Below are 17,206 nucleotides of genomic sequence, written 5' to 3'. Positions count from 1 at the left end.
GGCGCACGCCGCCTGCGTGCGCCGGCAGACCTTCAACGGTGATGCGACATGACTGAACAACCGGCTGTATTCACGCTGAAGCAGGGCACGCTGCCGCTGCTGATCTCGATTCCGCACGCAGGCACGCACATCCCCGACGACATCGCCGCGACGATGACGGCCGACGCGCGTCTCGTCGACGATTGCGACTGGCATCTCGAACGGCTGTACGGCTTCGCGGCTGGCCTCGGCGCATCGATCCTCGTCCCGTCGCATGCGCGCTACGTCGTCGACCTGAACCGTCCGCCCGACAACGAGAACCTGTACCCGGGGCAGGACACGACGGGGCTCGTGCCGGTCGATACGTTCGACAAGGCGCCGCTGTATCCGGCGAACGCGCTGCCCGGCAACGACGAGATCATGCGCCGCCGCGATCGCTACTGGTTGCCGTACCACGACGCGCTGCAACGCGAGGTCGCACGCCTGAAGCGCGAGCACGGCCGCGTGCTCGTGTGGGAAGCGCATTCGATCCGCTCGCACGTGCCGCGCTTCTTCGACGGCCGCCTGCCGGACTTCAACTTCGGCACGTCGAGCGGTGCAAGTGCCGCGCCGGGCCTGGCGGAGGCGCTCGCCGCGCGCGTGCTCGAACATGGCGGCTATACGGCCGTCGCGAACGGGCGCTTCAAGGGCGGCTACATCACGCGCCACTACGGCGTGCCCGAAACGGGCGTCGAGGCCGTGCAGCTCGAGCTCTCGCAGATCACCTACATGGAAGAGACGCGCCCCTACGCGTACGACGAAACGCGTGCGGCGCGGATTGTGCCGCTATTGCAGACGCTCGTCGAAACCGCGCTCGCGTATCGCTGAACCCGGGCCGCACGGATGCGGCAGCGCGGCGGAGCAGGTGCGTGACGGCCCGCCGGCCCGCCGGCACGCAGCGTGACGCACCGATGCACTGCACAATACGGCATCGATCCACGAGATCGGTGCCGTTTTTTTTGGTCCGGGTTTCGTCTGATCGATGTCGTCATCCGCACCTGAAAATTTGACGCAATTTTTGGGTGATATAAGCTGAATGTCAGGAAGTCGTCACGCGCGCACCGGCGGCGGGCCATCGATCGTGGCCGCACCGCGCCGGAATGCGCGGCGAGACACCTTGCCGACGTGTCGCCGCGCGGCATTGCCGCATGCGCTTCATCGCGACACGTATCCTGCATTCGTCAGTCGAGTACGATCGTGAAAGCCGCCAGCCCTTCGATACGCCGGACGCGAAGTCCGTCGGCGGGCGCGCCGCCTCATGCCGGGCCGATCCGGCATGCTGATCGCGGCACGCGTGCCGCCTCTTTGCGCGAACCTCGTTTCTCCGCCATTTCCCGTCGCGGCCTGCGTCGCTTCAACCTCGTGGCTGCCCGCGTGTTCAGCGCGGTGCAGTGCGACGGCAGCGCATCGTTGTTGCCCTAGCGTCCCTTTCCACGTCCGTTCCGGGCCGCACCGCCTGTTGCCGCATCGTCCGCGCGGCGCGATCGCGTTTGGGCATGCGGCGCATCGTGGTGCGCGCGTGCGGTGCCGGCGCGAACCTTCATCGTCCCGCGTGCGAACGTGTCGCGCGCGATTGCCGGAGAGACACCCATGCATGCGCGACCGATCGTAGCCGTGACCGCCGACCGCATCCTGCGCGGTGCGCATCCGAACCACACGGCGGGGGAGAAGTACCTGGCTGCGCTCGTCGACGGCGCGGGTGCGCTTGCCTTCGTGCTGCCCGCGCTCGGCGCGCGCCAGCCGGCCGATGCGATCGTCGCGGCGGTCGACGGGTTGCTGTTGACCGGCAGTTACTCGAACGTCGAACCGCATCATTACGGCGGTGCCGCGAGCGCGCCCGACACGCTGCACGATCCCGCGCGCGATGCGACCGCGCTGCCGCTGATCCGCGCGGCGATCGACGCGGGCGTGCCCGTACTCGCGATCTGTCGCGGCATGCAGGAGCTGAACGTTGCCTACGGCGGCACGCTGCATCAGCGGCTGCACGCGACGACCGGCTTCGACGATCACCGCGAGCGGCCGGCCGATCCGCTCGAACGGCAGTACGGCCCCGCGCACGTCGTGCAGTTCGCGCCGGGCGGCCTGCTGCAGCGGATCGCGCGCGGCGCACCTGAAGCGACGGTCAATTCGCTGCACGACCAGGGCATCGCGCAGCTCGGTGCGGGGCTCGTCGTCGAAGCCAGCGCGCCCGACGGGCTGGTCGAGGCCGTCAGCGTGCGCGGCGCGCGTGCGTTCGCGCTCGGCGTGCAGTGGCATCCCGAATGGCGTTACGCGGAACAGCCGCTGTCGCGCGACATCTTCGCGGCATTCGGCGCGGCGTGCCGCGCGCGCATGACCCATCGCATTCATGCGGCCGGCGGCGCGATGCCGTCGCCGGCCGCATCCGACGTCGACTGATAGAGGCCGATCATGCAACCCGAACTGAGCGAATTCCTGCGACAGCACCGCATCACCGAGGTCGAGGCGATCATTCCCGACATGGCCGGCATCGCGCGCGGCAAGATCATTCCGCGCAACAAGTTCGAATCCGGCGAATCGATGCGCTTGCCGCAGGCCGTGATGGTGCAGACCGTCACCGGCGACTATCCGGAGGACGGCACGCTGACCGGCGTGACCGATCCCGACATGGTGTGCGTGCCCGATCCGTCGACGATCTGCCTGATTCCGTGGGCCGTCGATCCGACCGCGCAGGTGATTCACGACTGCGTGCACTTCGACGGCTCGCCGGTCGAGATCTCGCCGCGCTACGTGCTGCGCCGTGTGCTCGACCTGTACAAGGCGAAAGGCTGGCAGCCGGTCGTCGCGCCCGAGCTCGAGTTCTACCTGGTCGACATGAACGCCGATCCGGACCTGCCGCTGCGTCCGCCGGTCGGCCGCACCGGGCGCGCGGAAACCGGCCGGCAGTCGTATTCGATCGAGGCCGTCAACGAGTTCGATTCACTGTTCGAGGACATCTACGAATACTGCGAGATGCAGGGGCTCGATATCGAGACGCTGATCCATGAAGTCGGCGCCGCGCAGATGGAGATCAACTTCGTGCACGGCGATGCGCTGTCGCTGGCCGACCAGGTGTTCCTGTTCAAGCGCACGGTGCGCGAGGCCGCGTTGCGCCACAACATGTACGCGACCTTCATGGCGAAGCCGATGCAGGACGAGCCCGGCTCGGCGATGCACATCCACCAGAGCCTGGCCGACGCGCGCACGGGGCGCAACCTGTTCTCGGGCGAAGACGGCGCCGTGTCGCCGATGTTCCACAGCTATCTCGCGGGGCTGCAGAAGTACACGCCCGCGCTGATGCCGATCTTCGCGCCGTACATCAACTCGTATCGCCGCCTGTCGCGCTTCATGGCCGCGCCGATCAACGTGCAGTGGGGCTACGACAACCGCACGGTCGGCTTCCGCATCCCGCAGTCGGGTGCATCGGCGCGCCGCATCGAGAACCGGATTCCGGGTGTCGACTGCAACCCGTACCTCGCGTTCGCGGCGACGCTCGCCGCCGGCTATCTCGGCCTGTCGCAGCAGCTCGCGCCGACCGAGCCGATCGCGTCGGACGGCTACAACCTGCCGTACCAGCTGCCGCGCAATCTCGAGGAGGGGATCTCGCTGATGGCGGCGTGCACGCCGCTGGCCGGCATTCTCGGCGACAAGTTCGTGAAGGCCTACCTGGCGCTGAAGGACACCGAATACGAAGCGTTCTTCCGCGTGATCAGCTCGTGGGAACGCAGGCATCTGCTGCTGCACGTCTGAGCGTGCGGCAGCGTTATCCGGAGGAAACATGACCGATCGAAACGAAGCCTTCTCACCGCATTCGACCGCCGAATACCGCGCGCTCGACGCCGCGCACCACATCCACCCGTTCTCGGACATGGGTGCGCTGAACCGCGCGGGCAGCCGCGTGATCGTGAAGGCCGACGGCGTCTACCTGTGGGACTCGGACGGCAACAAGGTCATCGACGGGATGGCCGGCCTCTGGTGCGTGAACGTCGGCTACGGCCGCAAGGAACTCGCCGACGCCGCGTATCGCCAGATCCAGGAACTGCCGTTCTACAACACCTTCTTCAAGACCACGCACCCGCCGGTGATCGAACTCTCCGCGATGCTCGCGGAAGTCACGCCGAAGGGCTTCAACCACTTCTTCTATTGCAACAGCGGCTCGGAAGGCAACGACACCGTGCTGCGCCTCGTGCACCAGTACTGGCGCGTGCAGGGCCAGCCGCAGAAGAAGTTCGTGATCTCGCGCAAGAACGGTTACCACGGCTCGACGATCGCGGGCGGCACGCTCGGCGGGATGGGCTACATGCACGAGCAGATGCCGTCGAAGGTCGAGAACATCGTGCACATCGACCAGCCGTATTTCTTCGGCGAGGCAGCGGCCGGCGAAACGCCGGAAGCGTTCGGCCTGGCCCGCGCGCAGCAGCTCGAGGCGAAGATCCTCGAACTCGGCGCGGAAAACGTCGCGGCGTTCATCGGCGAGCCGTTCCAGGGCGCGGGCGGCGTGATCTTCCCGCCGTCGACGTACTGGCCGGAAATCCAGCGGATCTGCCGCAAGTACGACATCCTGCTGGTGGCCGACGAAGTGATCGGCGGGTTCGGGCGCACCGGCGAATGGTTCGCGCACCAGCATTTCGGCTTCGAGCCTGACCTGATCACGATGGCCAAGGGCCTCACGTCGGGCTACGTGCCGATGGGCGCCGTCGGCATTCACGAGCGCGTGGCGCGGCCGATCATCGACAACGGCGAATTCAACCACGGCCTCACGTACTCGGGCCACCCGGTGGCGGCAGCCGTCGCGGTCGCGAACCTGAAGCTGCTGCGCGACGAAGGGATCGTCGAGCGCGTGAAGAACGACATCGGGCCGTACTTCCAGCGCAGGCTGCGCGATGCGCTGGGCGACCATCCGATCGTCGGGGAGATTTCGGGAGCGGGGCTCGTGGCAGGCGTTCAGCTTGCGCGCGACCGGCACCGGCGAGAGCGGTTCGGTGCGAACGTCGATATCGGGACGATCTGCCGCGACTTCTGCTTCAACGGCAACCTGATCATGCGTGCGACCGGCGACCGGATGCTGCTGTCGCCGCCGCTCTTGATTCGCGAGGCGGAGGTCGACGAGATCGTCGACAAGGCGAAACGGGCGTTCGATGCGACGGCGCAGCGGGTGGGGCACGCACGGTAAGCCGGTATCTCGGTAGCTAGCTGCGTGCGGACGCGGGCGTCGAATGACATGGCGCCCGCGTCGCTCGAAGCACGCGCGACGCCAAAACGAAAAGGGCCTGCGTCGTGAGACGCAGGCCCTTGAATTCTTTGGTGGGCGGTACTGGGATCGAACCAGTGACCCCTGCCGTGTGAAGGCAGTGCTCTACCGCTGAGCTAACCGCCCAAAGAAGAATCAAATTATGTCAGAGCTTTTGGGGTTCGTAAAGCCCTTTCTGCAAATATTTTTCAGATACCCGCAAATACCTGCCAGCCGGCCGTGCACTCAGCCCGCGAGCGCGGGCAGTGCGTCGATCGACGCGCGCACGTAATCGGCGAAGCGCAGCGCAACCGGCTCGGCGGTGCCGCTGCGCTTCAGCGCGAGCGTGCGCGATTCGAGCGACGCATCCTTCAGCGGCCGGAATGCGAGCCGGTCGCTCTTCGCCTGCTGCAGCACGCGCGGCACCAGCGCGACGCCCATCCCGAACTCGATCATCGACAGGATCGTCTGCCACAGCCGCGCTTCGTGGCGAATCAGCGGGCTGAAGCCGGCGTTCACGCATTGCGCAATGATCAGGTCGTGATAATGCGGCGCCGCTTCGCGCGGGAACAGGATGAACGGTTCCGCGGCCAGCGCGGCTAGCGCGACCTGCCTGCGCCGCGCGAGCGGATGTGCGGCCGGCAGGCAGCACACGAACGGTTCCGCATAGACAGGTACCGATTCGACCTCGGGCGGGAAGTGGCCCCAGTGCGCGTAGCCGAGATCGATCTGGCCGCGCTGGATCGCCTGCACCTGCGCGTGCGTGTTCATCTCGCTCAGCACGACCTCGACGCCCGGGTAGTCGGCTTCGAAACGCCGCACCGCATCGGGCAGCCCGCGATACAGCATCGAATGAACGAAGCCGATCCGCAGCCGTCCCGCGAGGCCCGACGCGGAGCGCACCGTCAGGCGTTCGGCCTCGGCCGCCTGCAGCAGCAGCCGGCGCGCTTCGCCGAGCAGCACCTCGCCCGCATTGGTCAGCGCGACGGTCTTGTTGGTGCGCGAGAACAGCTGGACGCCGAGCGCGTCTTCGAACTTGCGGATATCGAAACTCAGCGCCGGCTGCGAGATGAACAGGCGCTTTGCCGCGCGTCCGAAATGCAGTTCCTCGGCGACCGCCACGAAGTAGCGCAACTGCCTCAGTTCCATGGTGTCTCCTCGCGGCGTCGGCATCGATAAGCGACGTCTATCGTACCGGACAAATCCTGTATTGGACGCTTATCGATCGCGCGCCTACGCTCTGCGGAAGGCTTTGCACGGGACTGGCCGGGCGCCGCGGCGCGCCCCGCCAGCCGATGTGCAGGCAACCCAGGAGACGCACGCATGAACGACACCGCTCGCACGCCGGACGCCGGCGCATCCAACATCCCCGACAGCCGGGGCCTCAATTTCTTCACGGTCGATCCCGATCTCGGCGTGTTGCTGAAGCTGCATCTCGGCGACGCGCACTATGCGGAACTGGAGCCTCGGCTGCGCGCGCTCGGCGCACGCGTGTCGGGCGAACTCGACGAATGGGCGTCGCGCGCGGACAAGCACCCGCCCGTGCTCGAACACCGCAACCGGCGAGGCGAGGCCGTGCAGCGGATCGACAAGGATCCCGCGTATGTCGCGCTCGAACGTGTCGCGTATGCCGAGCTCGGGCTCGCGTCGCTGAGCCACGGGGCGGAATCCGTTGCGCCGCTCGTCAAGTACGCGCTGACGTTCCTGTTCGTGCAGGCTGAATTCGGGCTGTGCTGCCCGGTCAGCATGACCGATTCGCTGACGCGTACGCTGCGCCGCTTCGGCGATCCGGCGCTCGTCGCGCGCTACCTGCCGAAGCTCGCGTCGCGCGACTTCGACACGCTGTACCAGGGCGCGATGTTCATGACCGAGCAGGCGGCAGGTTCCGATGTCGGCCGGATCGCCACGCGGGCGACGCGCGAGACGGACGCGCACGGCGAGACCGTCTGGCGCCTGACCGGCGACAAGTGGTTCTGCTCGAACGCGGACGCCGATCTCGCGATGGTGCTCGCGCGGCCAGACGGCGCGCCGGACGGCATCAAGGGCCTCGCGTTGTTCCTGCTGCCGAAGACGCTGCCGGACGGCACGCGCAACCGCTACCGGATCGTGCGCCTGAAGGACAAGCTCGGCAGCCGGTCGATGGCGAGCGGCGAGATCGCGCTCGAAGGCGCGCAGGCGTTCCTGATCGGCGAGATCGGCCGCGGTTTCCACCAGATGGCCGACATGATCAACATGTCGCGGCTGTCGAACGGCGTGCGCGCGGCGGGGCTGATGCGGCGCGCGCTGAACGAGGCGCTGCACGTCGCCGCGCACCGCGAGGCGTTCGGCCGCAAGCTGATCGAGATGCCGCTGATGCAGCGCCAGTTGCTGAAGATGCTGCTGCCGGCCGAGGCCGCGCGCGCGATGTTCATGCAGATCGCGCTGCTGCTGCCGCAGGCCGATGCCGGCGACGAGCAGGCCGCGCGCTGCGTGCGGATCCTGACGCCGCTGATCAAGTTCCGCGCGTGCCGCGATGCGCGGCGCGTGACGGGCGATGCGATGGAAGTGCGCGGCGGCACCGGTTACATCGAGGAATGGAGCGACGCGCGCATCGTGCGCGATGCGCATCTCGGCTCGATCTGGGAAGGCACGAGCAACATCGTCGCGCTGGACGTCGCGCGGGCCGCGCAGCGCGAGCAGGCGCTCGGCGCGCTGCGTACCTTTCTCGGCGACCGCCTCGGCGCGGCACCGCTGCCCGACGCGAGCCGCGCGGCGTTGCGGCGCATCCTCGCGCGCGCCTGCGACGGGCTTGCGCGGGTCGCGGCGGAAGGCGACGACGCACGCGTGCGGCAGGCCGCGTCCGCGCTGTACTACGCAAGCGCGGCCGTGCTGATGGCGTGCGAGGGCGCGCGGCTCGCGCCGGATTTCCGGCGTCTCGCGCTCGCGCACCTGGTCGTGCGCCACAAGCTGCTGCCGGTCGACCCGCTTGCGCCGGCATCGCGCGACGACGAATCCGCCGCCTGCGCTGCGCTGCTGCGCGGCGCGCCCATCGCGCTCGATACCGCGCTCGACCTGCTGCCGGAGGTCGAACGATGACCGCCTCGCGTGGTGCACTGGACGGCCTGAAGGTCGTCGACCTGAGCCGCGTGCTCGGCGGCCCGTACTGTACGCAGGCACTCGCCGACCACGGGGCGACGGTGATCAAGATCGAGCCGCCGGACGGCGACGAGACGCGCGGCTGGGGGCCGCCGTTCCTCGGCGACACCGCGTGGTACTTCATGGGCGTGAACCGCAACAAGGAAGGGCTCGCGCTCGACCTGTCGCGCGACGAGGGGCGCGCGATCCTGTGGCGCCTGCTCGAAGAGGCCGACGTGCTCGTCGAGAACTTCAAGCCCGGCACGCTCGCGCGCTGGGGGATGGATTACGCGCGCGACTTGCAGCCGCGTTTCCCGCGCCTGATCCACTGCGCGGTGACGGGCTTCGGCGAAACGGGCCCGCTCGGCGGGCTGCCCGGCTACGACGCGGTGATCCAGGCGATGGCGGGGCTGATGAGCGTCAACGGCGAGCGTGACGGCGACGCGACGCGCATCGGTCTGCCGATCGTCGACATGGTCACGGGCCTCAATGCGCTCGCGGGCATCCTGCTGGCGCTCGCGGAGCGCGGGAAGAGCGGGCGCGGACAGTCGATCGACATCGCGCTGTACGACTGCGGCGTGTCGCTGCTGCATCCGCACCTGCCGAACTTCTTCGGTTCGGGGCGCGTGCCGGCGCGCAGCGGCAACGCGCATCCGAACATCGCGCCATACGACAGCTACCGCACGGCGACCGTGCCGATCTTCCTCGCGATCGGCAACGACAGGCAGTTCGCGCGGCTCGTCGCGCATCTCGGCGTGCCGGCGCTCGCGGGGGATCCACGCTTCGTCGACAACCGCACCCGCTGCGCGCACCGTCCCGAGCTGAAGGCCGAACTGGAAGCGCGGCTCGCCGCGCACGCATGCGAACCGCTCGCACGCGACCTGATGGCGGCCGGCGTGCCGTGCGGGCCGGTGCGAACGGTGGCCGACGTCGCGCACGATCCGCATGCGCTGCACCGGAACCTGTTCGTCGAGATCGGCGCGTATCGCGGCACCGCGTCGCCGGTGAAGCTGTCGCGCACGCCGGCTACCTATCGTTCGCCACCGCCCGCGCTGGGCGGCGACACGCGCGCGGTGCTCGATCGCCTCGGCATCGATCCCGCGCTCCAGCAGCAACTGCTCGACGCCGGCGTGCTGAGGGAAGCCCCCGGCTGACACGACGCCGCCGGCCGGCGGCGCCATGCCGGCCACCCGGGAAAGGCGCGCGGCAGTCGCGCCCCGGAAACACAAACATGGAGACATCGATGAGCCGTCAGCCATCCCCGCCCGCCGGGCCGCAACCGCAGCCGCAGCCGCGGCCCGGCCGTGCCGCCTTCGCGGCGTTCGTCGGCACCACGATCGAGTGGTACGACTTCTACATTTACGGCACCGCCGCGGCACTCGTGTTCGGCAAGGTGTTCTTTTCCAGCAGGATGGATCCCGGCGTCGCGACGCTGCTTGCGTTCGTCACGTTCTGGGCCGGCTTCGCCGCGCGGCCGCTCGGCGGCATCGTGTTCGGGCATCTCGGCGATCGTGTCGGCCGCAAGACCGCGCTCGTGATCACGCTGGTGATGATGGGGCTCGCGACGACCGGCATCGGCCTGCTGCCCGGTTATGCGCAGATCGGTGTATGGGCGCCGGCCGGCCTCGTCGCGCTGCGCGTGCTGCAGGGCATCGCGGTCGGCGGCGAGTGGGGCGGCGCGGTGCTGATCGCGAGCGAGAACGCGCCGAAGCATCGCAGCATCCTGTACGCGGCGTTCGCGCAGCAGGGTTCGCCCACCGGCAACCTGCTGGCCACGGCCGCGTTTTTCGCGCTGAGCGCGCTGCCGACACCGTCGTTCCTGATGTGGGGCTGGCGCATTCCGTTCCTGCTGTCGGCCGTGCTGGTGATCATCGGCATGGTGATCCGGCTGAAGCTCGAGGAGTCGGCCGACATGCGGCGCGTGCTCGCGCGCAAGCGCACCGTGAAGCTGCCGCTGCGCGACGTCGTGCGCGATCACCGGGTCGTCGTGCTGCTCGCGGCCGGCACGCTGCCGGTGATCAACGTCACGTACTTCCGCAGCACGTTCGCGCTGTCGTGGGCGACGAAGGAGCTCGGCTATGCGCAGGGCACGTTCCTCGGCATCCTGTCGATCTCGCTCGTCGTGCAGTTCCTGATGCAGCCGGTCGGCGCGTGGTTCGTGTCGAAGGTCGACATGCGCCGCGCGATGTGCTGGATCCTGATTCCGGAAATCGTGCTGATGCCGGTGATGTTCCATGCGCTCGCGACGCGTTCGTATTGGATCGCCGTCGCGGGCATGTGCATCTCGACGATTCCGTCGGCGATGTTCTACGGCGCGGTCGGCGGCGTGCTCGCGCGCGTGTTCCCGGCGAACATCCGCTACACGGGCCTGTCGCTCGCGTATCAGCTGAGCGCGCTCGTCGTCGGCGGCGGCACGCCCGTGCTCGCGCAGGCGATCCTCAACACGACCGGCAGCATCGTCGGCGTCGCGGTCGCGTCGGGGCTTTACGCGCTCGTGTCGCTCGTCTGCATGCTCGCGCTGCTGAATCGCACCGGGTATCGCGCGGACGAACTGTCGACGGCCGAACGCAGCGATGCGGCCGAATGGGGCACCGAAGGCGGCAGCGCGGCACCCGCGGCCGACGGGAGCGCGCAGCCGGGCGACGGCGGCGCGCTGAAGCCGGCCGGCTGAGCGGCATGCCATGCCGCCGCGCGGGAGGCGGGAACGCCCCGAGCGCATGTCGCCAAAAGAAAACGGCACCGTGCGAAACACGGTGCCGTCTTTCCCGGAGCACAAGGCCGGCAGGCTGCCGGCCGCGCGCATCGCATCATCAGCCTTCCGTCGGCGGCACGTAGCCGGACGCCTGGTCCGCGCCGTCGCCGAAGAAGTACTTCTCGGTCTGCTTCATCAGGTACTGGCGCGCGCGCGGGTCGGCCATGTTCAGGCGGTTCTCGTTGATCAGCATCGTCTGCTGCTTGAGCCAGCCCTGCCACGCTTCCTTCGAGACGCTCTCGTAAATGCGCTTGCCGAGTTCGCCCGGCAGCGGCGGGAAATCGAGGCCTTCGGCTTCCTTGCCGAGCTTCGCGCATTGAATCATTCGAGCCATCGTGTACTTCTCCTGTAATCGAACTGGGGGGAGGGCAGTCGTGCCTGCGCTCAGAGCTGCTTCATCAGCACGAGCGACTTGCGCTGCCAGTTATAGAGTTTGCGGCGGTCTTCGGGGAGGTCGTCGACGCTGACCTTGACGAAGCCGCGCTTGAGGAACCAGTGCTCGGTGCGCGTCGTGAGCACGAAGATGTGCGTGAGACCGCGTGCACGGGCGCGCTGCTCGATGCGCTTGAGCAGGCGTTCGCCGTCGCCCGAGCCCTGCGCTTCCGGCGCGACCGTCAGGCACGCCATCTCGCCGATCTTCTCCTGCTGGTACGGATACAGCGCCGCGCAGCCGAACAGCACGCCATCGTGCTCGATCACCGAGAAGTGGTCGATGTCGCGTTCGATCTGGTGGCGGCCGCGGCGCACCAGCGTGCCGTCCGACTCGAGCGGCTCGATCAGCGACAGGATGCCGCCGACGTCGTCCGGCGTCGCTTCGCGCAGGCTCTCGAGGTTCTCGTACGAGATCATCGTGCCGACGCCGTCGTGCAGGAACAGTTCGAGCAGCATGCTGCCGTCGAGCGACTGCGGGATCAGGTGGGCCCGGGTCACGCCGCCGCGGCATGCGCGGATCGAGTGCTTCAGGAAGAACGCGTCGTCGCCCTGGACGTTGCCGGAATCGAGCAGCTCGGCGGCCGCGTCGAGCGACATTTCCCGCACCAGGCCGCCTTCGTCGTCGACGATGCCGGGTGCTTCGGTCAGGAAGATGATCTTGTCGGCGCGCAGTGCGATCGCGGCGGCCGACGCGACGTCTTCCATCGACAGGTTGAACGCTTCGCCGGTCGGCGAGAAGCCGAGCGGCGACAGCAGCACGAGCTTGCGGCTCGCGAGAGAATGACGGATCGACTCGGCGTCGATCTTGCGCACGATGCCCGTATGCGCGAAATCGACCCCGTCGAGAATCCCCACCGGCCGCGCGGTCACGAAGTTGCCCGACACGACGCTGATGTGCGCGTGCGCCATCGGCGAGTTCGGCAGACCCTGGCTGATCGCGGCCTCGATGTCGAGACGCACTTCGCCGGCCGCTTCCTTCGCGGATTCGAGCGCGCGCGCATCGGTGATGCGCAGACCGTGCGAAAACTCGGATTCGACACCGTGCAGGCTCAGCTGCTCCTCGACCTGCGGGCGCGAACCGTGCACCAGCACGATCTGGATACCCATCGCCTGCAGCAGCGCGATGTCGGACACGAGCGCGTTCAGGAGCCCCTGCTGCACCACCTCACCGCCAAACCCCACGACGAACGTGCTGTTGCGGAACTTGTGGATATAGGGCGCGACGGAGCGCATCCAGTCGACGAACTGCGCGTGACTGGCGGCCGAATCGTCGGCGGCCGGCGGCGTCGCGGCGCCGGTCTGGGCGGGGGGGAGGTCGGTTTGGGAATTCATGGGCGGGATTATAATGCGCCCCCATGTCGAATGTTTCTAAAAGTCCCGCGCCGACGCGGGCCAATACGCCGTCGGCCCGGCACCCGGATGGTGCGGCCGACGCACGCGAGCAGCAGGGCCAGCCAGCGCGCCAGCAGCAGGAAAAGCAGGCGGGCAAACCGGCAGACGCGCCGCGCGCACCGCGCGGTGACGAACGGCGCGGCGATGCGCGCCAGCCGGCCGCGAAGGGCGCACCCCAGGCAACGGGCGAGCGCCCACCGCGCCGCGAGCGGCCGCCGCGCGCCGTCGTCGCACCGAACCCCGTCCCGCCGATCACGTACCCCGAAAGCCTGCCGGTGTCGGGCAAGCGCGACGAAATCGCGCGCGCGATCGCCGGTCATCAGGTTGTCATCGTCTGCGGCGAAACCGGCTCGGGCAAGACCACACAGTTGCCGAAGATCTGTCTCGACCTCGGCCGCGGCCTCGGCGCCGGCGGCACGGGCCTGATCGGCCATACGCAGCCGCGCCGTCTGGCTGCATCGTCGACCGGCCGGCGGATCGCCGAGGAACTCGGCACGCCGTTCGGCGAGGTGGTCGGCTACAAGGTGCGCTTTACCGACAATCTCGCGCCGGGCGCGTCCGTGAAGCTGATGACGGACGGGATCCTGCTCGCCGAGACGCAGACCGATCCGCTGCTGAAGGCGTACGACACGCTGATCATCGATGAGGCGCACGAGCGCAGCCTGAACATCGACTTCCTGCTCGGCTACCTGAAGGAAATCCTGCCGCGGCGGCCGGACCTGAAGCTGATCGTCACGTCCGCGACGATCGACGCCGACCGCTTCGCGCGTCATTTCGGCACCGACGAGCGTCCTGCGCCCGTGATCGAGGTGAGCGGGCGGCTGTATCCGGTCGAGATGCGCTACCGGCCGGTGGCCGAGGATCGCCCGGCCGTGAAAAATGCCGAAGGCACGGGCGGCCGCGATCGCGTGAAGACCGCGCGCGAAGCCGAGCGCGACCTGATGGACGCGATCGTCGACGCGGTCGACGAACTGTGCCGCGAAGGCCCTGGCGACGTGCTGGTGTTCCTGCCCGGCGAGCGCGAAATCCGCGAGGCGGCCGAGGCGCTGCGCAAGCATCATCCGCCGCATACCGAGATCCTGCCGCTGTTCGCGCGGCTCTCGGCGGCCGACCAGGACAAGGTGTTCAAGGCATCGAACGCGCGCCGGATCGTGCTCGCGACCAACGTGGCGGAAACCTCGCTGACGGTGCCGGGCATCCGCTACGTCGTCGATACCGGCCTCGCGCGTGTGAAGCGCTATTCGTACCGGAACAAGGTCGAGCAGCTGCAGGTCGAGTCGATCTCGCAGGCGGCCGCGAACCAGCGCGCGGGCCGCTGCGGCCGCGTGGCCGACGGCGTGTGCATTCGCTTGTACGAGGAAAGCGACTACCAGGCGCGCGCACGCTTCACCGACCCGGAAATCCTGCGCTCGTCGCTCGCGTCGGTGATCCTGCGGATGAAGTCGCTGCACCTGACGGCGATCGAATCGTTCCCGTTCCTCGAGCCGCCGCCCGGCCGCGCGATCGCGGACGGCTACCAGTTGCTCAACGAGCTCGGCGCGGTCGACGACGACAACGCGCTGACGCCGCTCGGCCGCGAACTCGCGCGGCTGCCGCTCGACCCGCGCGTCGGCCGGATGATTCTCGCCGCGCGCGACCAGCAGTCGCTGCGTGAGGTGCTGATCATCGCGAGCGCGCTGTCCGTGCAGGACCCGCGCGACCGCCCGATCGAAGCGCAGGAGCAGGCCGACCAGGCGCACCGCCGGTTTGCCGACGAGCGTTCCGAGTTCCTGCAGTGGCTGAAGATCTGGGCGTGGTTCGAAGAGGCGGTCGCGCACAAGAAGTCGAACCGCCAGCTCGTCGACGCATGCCGGCAGAATTTCCTGTCGCACCTGCGGCTGCGCGAGTGGCGCGACGTCCACTCGCAGCTGCTGACGGTCGTGCGCGAGCACGGCTGGCGGCTCAACGAAGCCGAGGCGACGTACGAACAGGTCCATCTGGCCCTGCTGACGGGCCTGCTCGGCAACCTCGGCCTGAAGGCCGATGACGATCCGCACTATCTCGGCGCGCGCGGGATCAAGTTCTACCTGTGGCCGGGCTCCGTGCTCGCGAAGAAGGCCGGCCGCTGGGTGATGGCGGCCGAGCTCGTCGAGACGAGCCGGCTGTACGCGCGCTGCCTCGCGAAGATCGAGCCGGAGTGGGTCGAGAAGATCGGCGCGCACCTGCTGAAGAAATCGCTGTCGGAGCCGCACTGGGAGAAGCGCCCGGCGCAGGTCAGCGCGTTCGAGCGCGCGACGCTGTACGGGCTGCCGATCTACCACCGCCGGCGCGTCGCGTTCGGCAAGCAGGATCCGGCGCGGGCGCGCGAGCTGTTCATCCGCGGCGCGCTGGTCGAAGGCGAATTCGACACGAAGCTGCCGTTCTTCGCGCACAACCGCAAGCTGCTCGCCGACATCGAGCAGCTCGAGCACAAGTCGCGCCGGCAGGACGTGCTGGTCGACGACGAGCTGATCTACGCGTACTACGACCAGGCGATTCCGGCGGGCATCCACACGGGTGCCGCATTCGAGCGCTGGTATCGCGACGAGGTGAAGAAGGGCGGCCAGCCCGAGGACAAGCAGCGGCTGCTGTACCTGTCGCGCGACGACCTGATGCGCCACGAGGCGGCCGGCGTGACGACCGAGCTGTTCCCGAAGCGCGCGACGATGGCCGGCGTCGAGATGGCGCTCACGTATCACTTCGAGCCGGGCACGCCGCGCGACGGCGTGACGCTCGCGGTGCCGCTGTATGCGCTGAACCAGGTCGACGCGCGCCGCTGCGAGTGGCTCGTGCCGGGGATGCTGAAGGAAAAGGTGCAGTTGCTGCTGAAGTCGCTGCCGCAGAAGCTGCGCCGGCACTGCGTGCCGCTGCCCGAATACGCGGCCGGCTTCGTCGAGCGGATGGGCCGCGAGCGCTTCGGCGCGGGCGGGCTCGTCGAGGCGCTGATCGCCGACGTGCGCGGCGAGACGCAGGTCGCGATGAAAACGGCCGACTTCAAGCTCGAGACGCTGCCCGCGCACCTGTTCATGAACTTCAAGGTGATCGACGAGCACGGCCGCCAGCTCGCGATGGGGCGCAATCTCGCGCAGCTTCGCCAGGAGCTGGGCGCGCAGGCGCAGCAGCAGTTCCAGAAGATCGCGGCGGCGTCGACGATCGCGGCTGGCGGCGATGCCGATGCGGGTCAGCCGGTCGGCCAGGCGCCGGCGGCGGCGGGTACGGCCGGCGCACCCGGCCGCGGCCCGAAGCCCGCGAAGGGCGCGGCGCCGCAGACGTCCGCTCCGGCGGAAGCCGGCGCGACGGCGCTGTACGAGAACCTGACGACGTGGAATTTCGGCAAGCTCCCCGAGCTGCTGGAGATCCGCCGGCGCGGCCAGACGCTGTACGGCTACCCGGCGCTCGTCGATCGCGGCACGCATTGCGACGTCGAGGTGTTCGATTCGCCGGAGGAGGCCGCGCGCATCCACCGGGCCGGCCTGCGGCGGCTGTTCGCGCTGCAGCTGAAGGAGCCGATCAAGTTCCTCGAGAAGAACCTGCCGGGCCTGCGCGAGATGGCGATGCAGTACATGTCGCTCGGCACGCAGGACGAATTGCGCGACCAGCTGATCGACACGGCGCTCGACCGCGCGTGCCTGCAGGACCCGCTGCCCGACGACGACGCGAGCTTCCACGCGCGCCGTGACGAGGGCCGAAGCCGCCTGAACCTGCTCGCGCAGGAAATCGCGCGGCTGGTCGGGCAGGTCCTGGCCGAATACGCGGGTCTCGTGAAGAAGCTCGCGCAGGCGAAGCCGTTCGCGCAGGCGCATGCGGACCTGCAGCAGCAGCTCGCCGCGCTGGTCGGCAAGCGCTTCGTGATCGATACGCCCTACGCGCAACTCGCGCACTTCCCGCGCTACCTGAAGGGCATCGCGCTGCGGATCGACAAGCTGAAGGCCGATCCGGCGCGCGACGCGAAGCAGTCGGCCGACCTGCTGCCGCTCGCCCAGCAGTACCAGCGCGCGGTGTCGCAGCGCGGCGGCGTCGCCGATCCGCGGCTCGCGGAATTCCGCTGGCTGCTCGAGGAATTGCGGATTTCGCTGTTCGCGCAGGAACTGCGCACGCCGATGCCTGTCTCTGTCAAGCGTCTGCACAAGGTCTGGGAGTCGATGCAGCGCTAGCGCAACATCGGCTTCCCGGGCTCCGCGCCGGCGCCGGGCCCCGGCCGGCCGCGCGGCGCTTGCCGCGCCGCCCGGCCGGGCCGCCGCCGCGTGCGTCGA

The 17,206-nt window shown here is 68.7% G+C and carries 12 protein-coding genes and 1 tRNA gene; 9 read left to right on the top strand and 4 right to left on the bottom strand.

Annotation, left to right across the window (positions count from 1 at the left end):
* The first annotated feature begins 48 nt into the window (after positions 1 to 48).
* From hutG to AB3K92_RS34200, 5 genes are all read left to right on the top strand, one after another.
* Positions 49 to 846 carry an N-formylglutamate deformylase gene (hutG, locus tag AB3K92_RS34220; protein ID WP_369466658.1) on the top strand — a complete coding sequence of 266 codons (798 nt, stop codon included), beginning with the start codon at positions 49 to 51 and terminating at the stop codon, positions 844 to 846.
* A 369-nt stretch (positions 847 to 1,215) separates the two neighbouring features.
* Positions 1,216 to 1,440, top strand: coding sequence for a hypothetical protein (locus tag AB3K92_RS34215; protein ID WP_319001445.1), 225 nt, complete (start codon positions 1,216 to 1,218; stop codon positions 1,438 to 1,440).
* A gap of 168 nt (positions 1,441 to 1,608) precedes the next feature.
* Positions 1,609 to 2,415, top strand: coding sequence for a gamma-glutamyl-gamma-aminobutyrate hydrolase family protein (locus AB3K92_RS34210; RefSeq protein WP_059857751.1), 807 nt, complete (start codon positions 1,609 to 1,611; stop codon positions 2,413 to 2,415).
* A gap of 12 nt (positions 2,416 to 2,427) precedes the next feature.
* Positions 2,428 to 3,765 (top strand): glutamine synthetase family protein, encoded by a 1,338-nt coding sequence (locus AB3K92_RS34205; protein ID WP_027786942.1) that lies wholly within the window; start codon positions 2,428 to 2,430, stop codon positions 3,763 to 3,765.
* A gap of 28 nt (positions 3,766 to 3,793) precedes the next feature.
* Positions 3,794 to 5,188 (top strand): aspartate aminotransferase family protein, encoded by a 1,395-nt coding sequence (locus tag AB3K92_RS34200; protein WP_369466657.1) that lies wholly within the window; start codon positions 3,794 to 3,796, stop codon positions 5,186 to 5,188.
* 129 nt (positions 5,189 to 5,317) lie between these two features.
* Here the strand turns inward: AB3K92_RS34200 and AB3K92_RS34195 are convergent.
* Together AB3K92_RS34195 and AB3K92_RS34190 are read right to left on the bottom strand one after the other, a co-directional pair.
* Positions 5,318 to 5,392, bottom strand: a tRNA-Val gene (locus tag AB3K92_RS34195).
* Between the two features lie 99 nt (positions 5,393 to 5,491).
* A complete protein-coding gene (locus tag AB3K92_RS34190; protein WP_027786944.1) occupies positions 5,492 to 6,394 on the bottom strand; it encodes a LysR family transcriptional regulator in 903 nt (300 codons plus the stop codon).
* A 174-nt stretch (positions 6,395 to 6,568) separates the two neighbouring features.
* Between AB3K92_RS34190 and AB3K92_RS34185 the strand changes: the two genes are divergently transcribed.
* The 3 genes from AB3K92_RS34185 (at position 6,569) to AB3K92_RS34175 (ending at position 11,030) form a co-directional block, all read left to right on the top strand.
* The gene (locus AB3K92_RS34185; protein ID WP_369466656.1) at positions 6,569 to 8,320 is read left to right on the top strand and encodes an acyl-CoA dehydrogenase family protein; all 1,752 of its coding nucleotides are present in this window, start codon (positions 6,569 to 6,571) and stop codon (positions 8,318 to 8,320) included.
* Positions 8,317 to 9,513 (top strand): CaiB/BaiF CoA transferase family protein, encoded by a 1,197-nt coding sequence (locus AB3K92_RS34180; protein WP_369466655.1) that lies wholly within the window; start codon positions 8,317 to 8,319, stop codon positions 9,511 to 9,513. The genes AB3K92_RS34185 and AB3K92_RS34180 overlap by 4 nt, the downstream gene beginning before the upstream one ends.
* 89 nt (positions 9,514 to 9,602) lie before the next feature.
* Positions 9,603 to 11,030, top strand: a complete 1,428-nt coding sequence (locus tag AB3K92_RS34175) for an MFS transporter (RefSeq protein WP_369466654.1) — start codon at positions 9,603 to 9,605, stop codon at positions 11,028 to 11,030.
* 139 nt (positions 11,031 to 11,169) lie between these two features.
* On the opposite strand, the gene AB3K92_RS34170 is transcribed toward AB3K92_RS34175, so the two are convergent.
* Both AB3K92_RS34170 and argA read right to left on the bottom strand, forming a co-directional pair.
* Positions 11,170 to 11,445: an oxidative damage protection protein gene (locus AB3K92_RS34170; protein WP_006478357.1), complete on the bottom strand. Its 276-nt coding sequence runs from the start codon at positions 11,443 to 11,445 to the stop codon at positions 11,170 to 11,172.
* A gap of 50 nt (positions 11,446 to 11,495) precedes the next feature.
* The gene (gene argA, locus AB3K92_RS34165; protein ID WP_027786948.1) at positions 11,496 to 12,875 is read right to left on the bottom strand and encodes an amino-acid N-acetyltransferase; all 1,380 of its coding nucleotides are present in this window, start codon (positions 12,873 to 12,875) and stop codon (positions 11,496 to 11,498) included.
* Between the two features lie 23 nt (positions 12,876 to 12,898).
* Between argA and hrpA the strand changes: the two genes are divergently transcribed.
* A complete protein-coding gene (gene hrpA / locus AB3K92_RS34160) occupies positions 12,899 to 17,107 on the top strand; it encodes an ATP-dependent RNA helicase HrpA (RefSeq protein WP_060058561.1) in 4,209 nt (1,402 codons plus the stop codon).
* The last annotated feature ends 99 nt before the right edge of the window (positions 17,108 to 17,206 follow it).

The sequence above is a fragment of the Burkholderia sp. Bmkn7 genome, from assembly GCF_041103175.1.
GTDB classification, from domain to species: Bacteria; Pseudomonadota; Gammaproteobacteria; order Burkholderiales; family Burkholderiaceae; genus Burkholderia; species Burkholderia cepacia.
The sequence above is the reverse complement of the archived record's forward strand: the minus strand, read 5'-3'. Positions and strand labels throughout refer to the sequence as shown.

What these genes read in the sequence shown, in the direction of transcription:
- AB3K92_RS34210 (WP_059857751.1), top strand. Translation starts at nt 1,609, where the DNA reads ATGCATGCGCGACCGATCGTAGCCGTGACCGCCGACCGCATCCTGCGC.
- AB3K92_RS34190 (WP_027786944.1), bottom strand. Translation starts at nt 6,394, where the DNA reads ATGGAACTGAGGCAGTTGCGCTACTTCGTGGCGGTCGCCGAGGAACTG.
- AB3K92_RS34170 (WP_006478357.1), bottom strand. Translation starts at nt 11,445, where the DNA reads ATGGCTCGAATGATTCAATGCGCGAAGCTCGGCAAGGAAGCCGAAGGC.
- AB3K92_RS34180 (WP_369466655.1), top strand. Translation starts at nt 8,317, where the DNA reads ATGACCGCCTCGCGTGGTGCACTGGACGGCCTGAAGGTCGTCGACCTG.
- AB3K92_RS34200 (WP_369466657.1), top strand. Translation starts at nt 3,794, where the DNA reads ATGACCGATCGAAACGAAGCCTTCTCACCGCATTCGACCGCCGAATAC.
- argA (WP_027786948.1), bottom strand. Translation starts at nt 12,875, where the DNA reads ATGAATTCCCAAACCGACCTCCCCCCCGCCCAGACCGGCGCCGCGACG.
- AB3K92_RS34205 (WP_027786942.1), top strand. Translation starts at nt 2,428, where the DNA reads ATGCAACCCGAACTGAGCGAATTCCTGCGACAGCACCGCATCACCGAG.
- AB3K92_RS34175 (WP_369466654.1), top strand. Translation starts at nt 9,603, where the DNA reads ATGAGCCGTCAGCCATCCCCGCCCGCCGGGCCGCAACCGCAGCCGCAG.
- AB3K92_RS34185 (WP_369466656.1), top strand. Translation starts at nt 6,569, where the DNA reads ATGAACGACACCGCTCGCACGCCGGACGCCGGCGCATCCAACATCCCC.
- hutG (WP_369466658.1), top strand. Translation starts at nt 49, where the DNA reads ATGACTGAACAACCGGCTGTATTCACGCTGAAGCAGGGCACGCTGCCG.
- hrpA (WP_060058561.1), top strand. Translation starts at nt 12,899, where the DNA reads ATGTCGAATGTTTCTAAAAGTCCCGCGCCGACGCGGGCCAATACGCCG.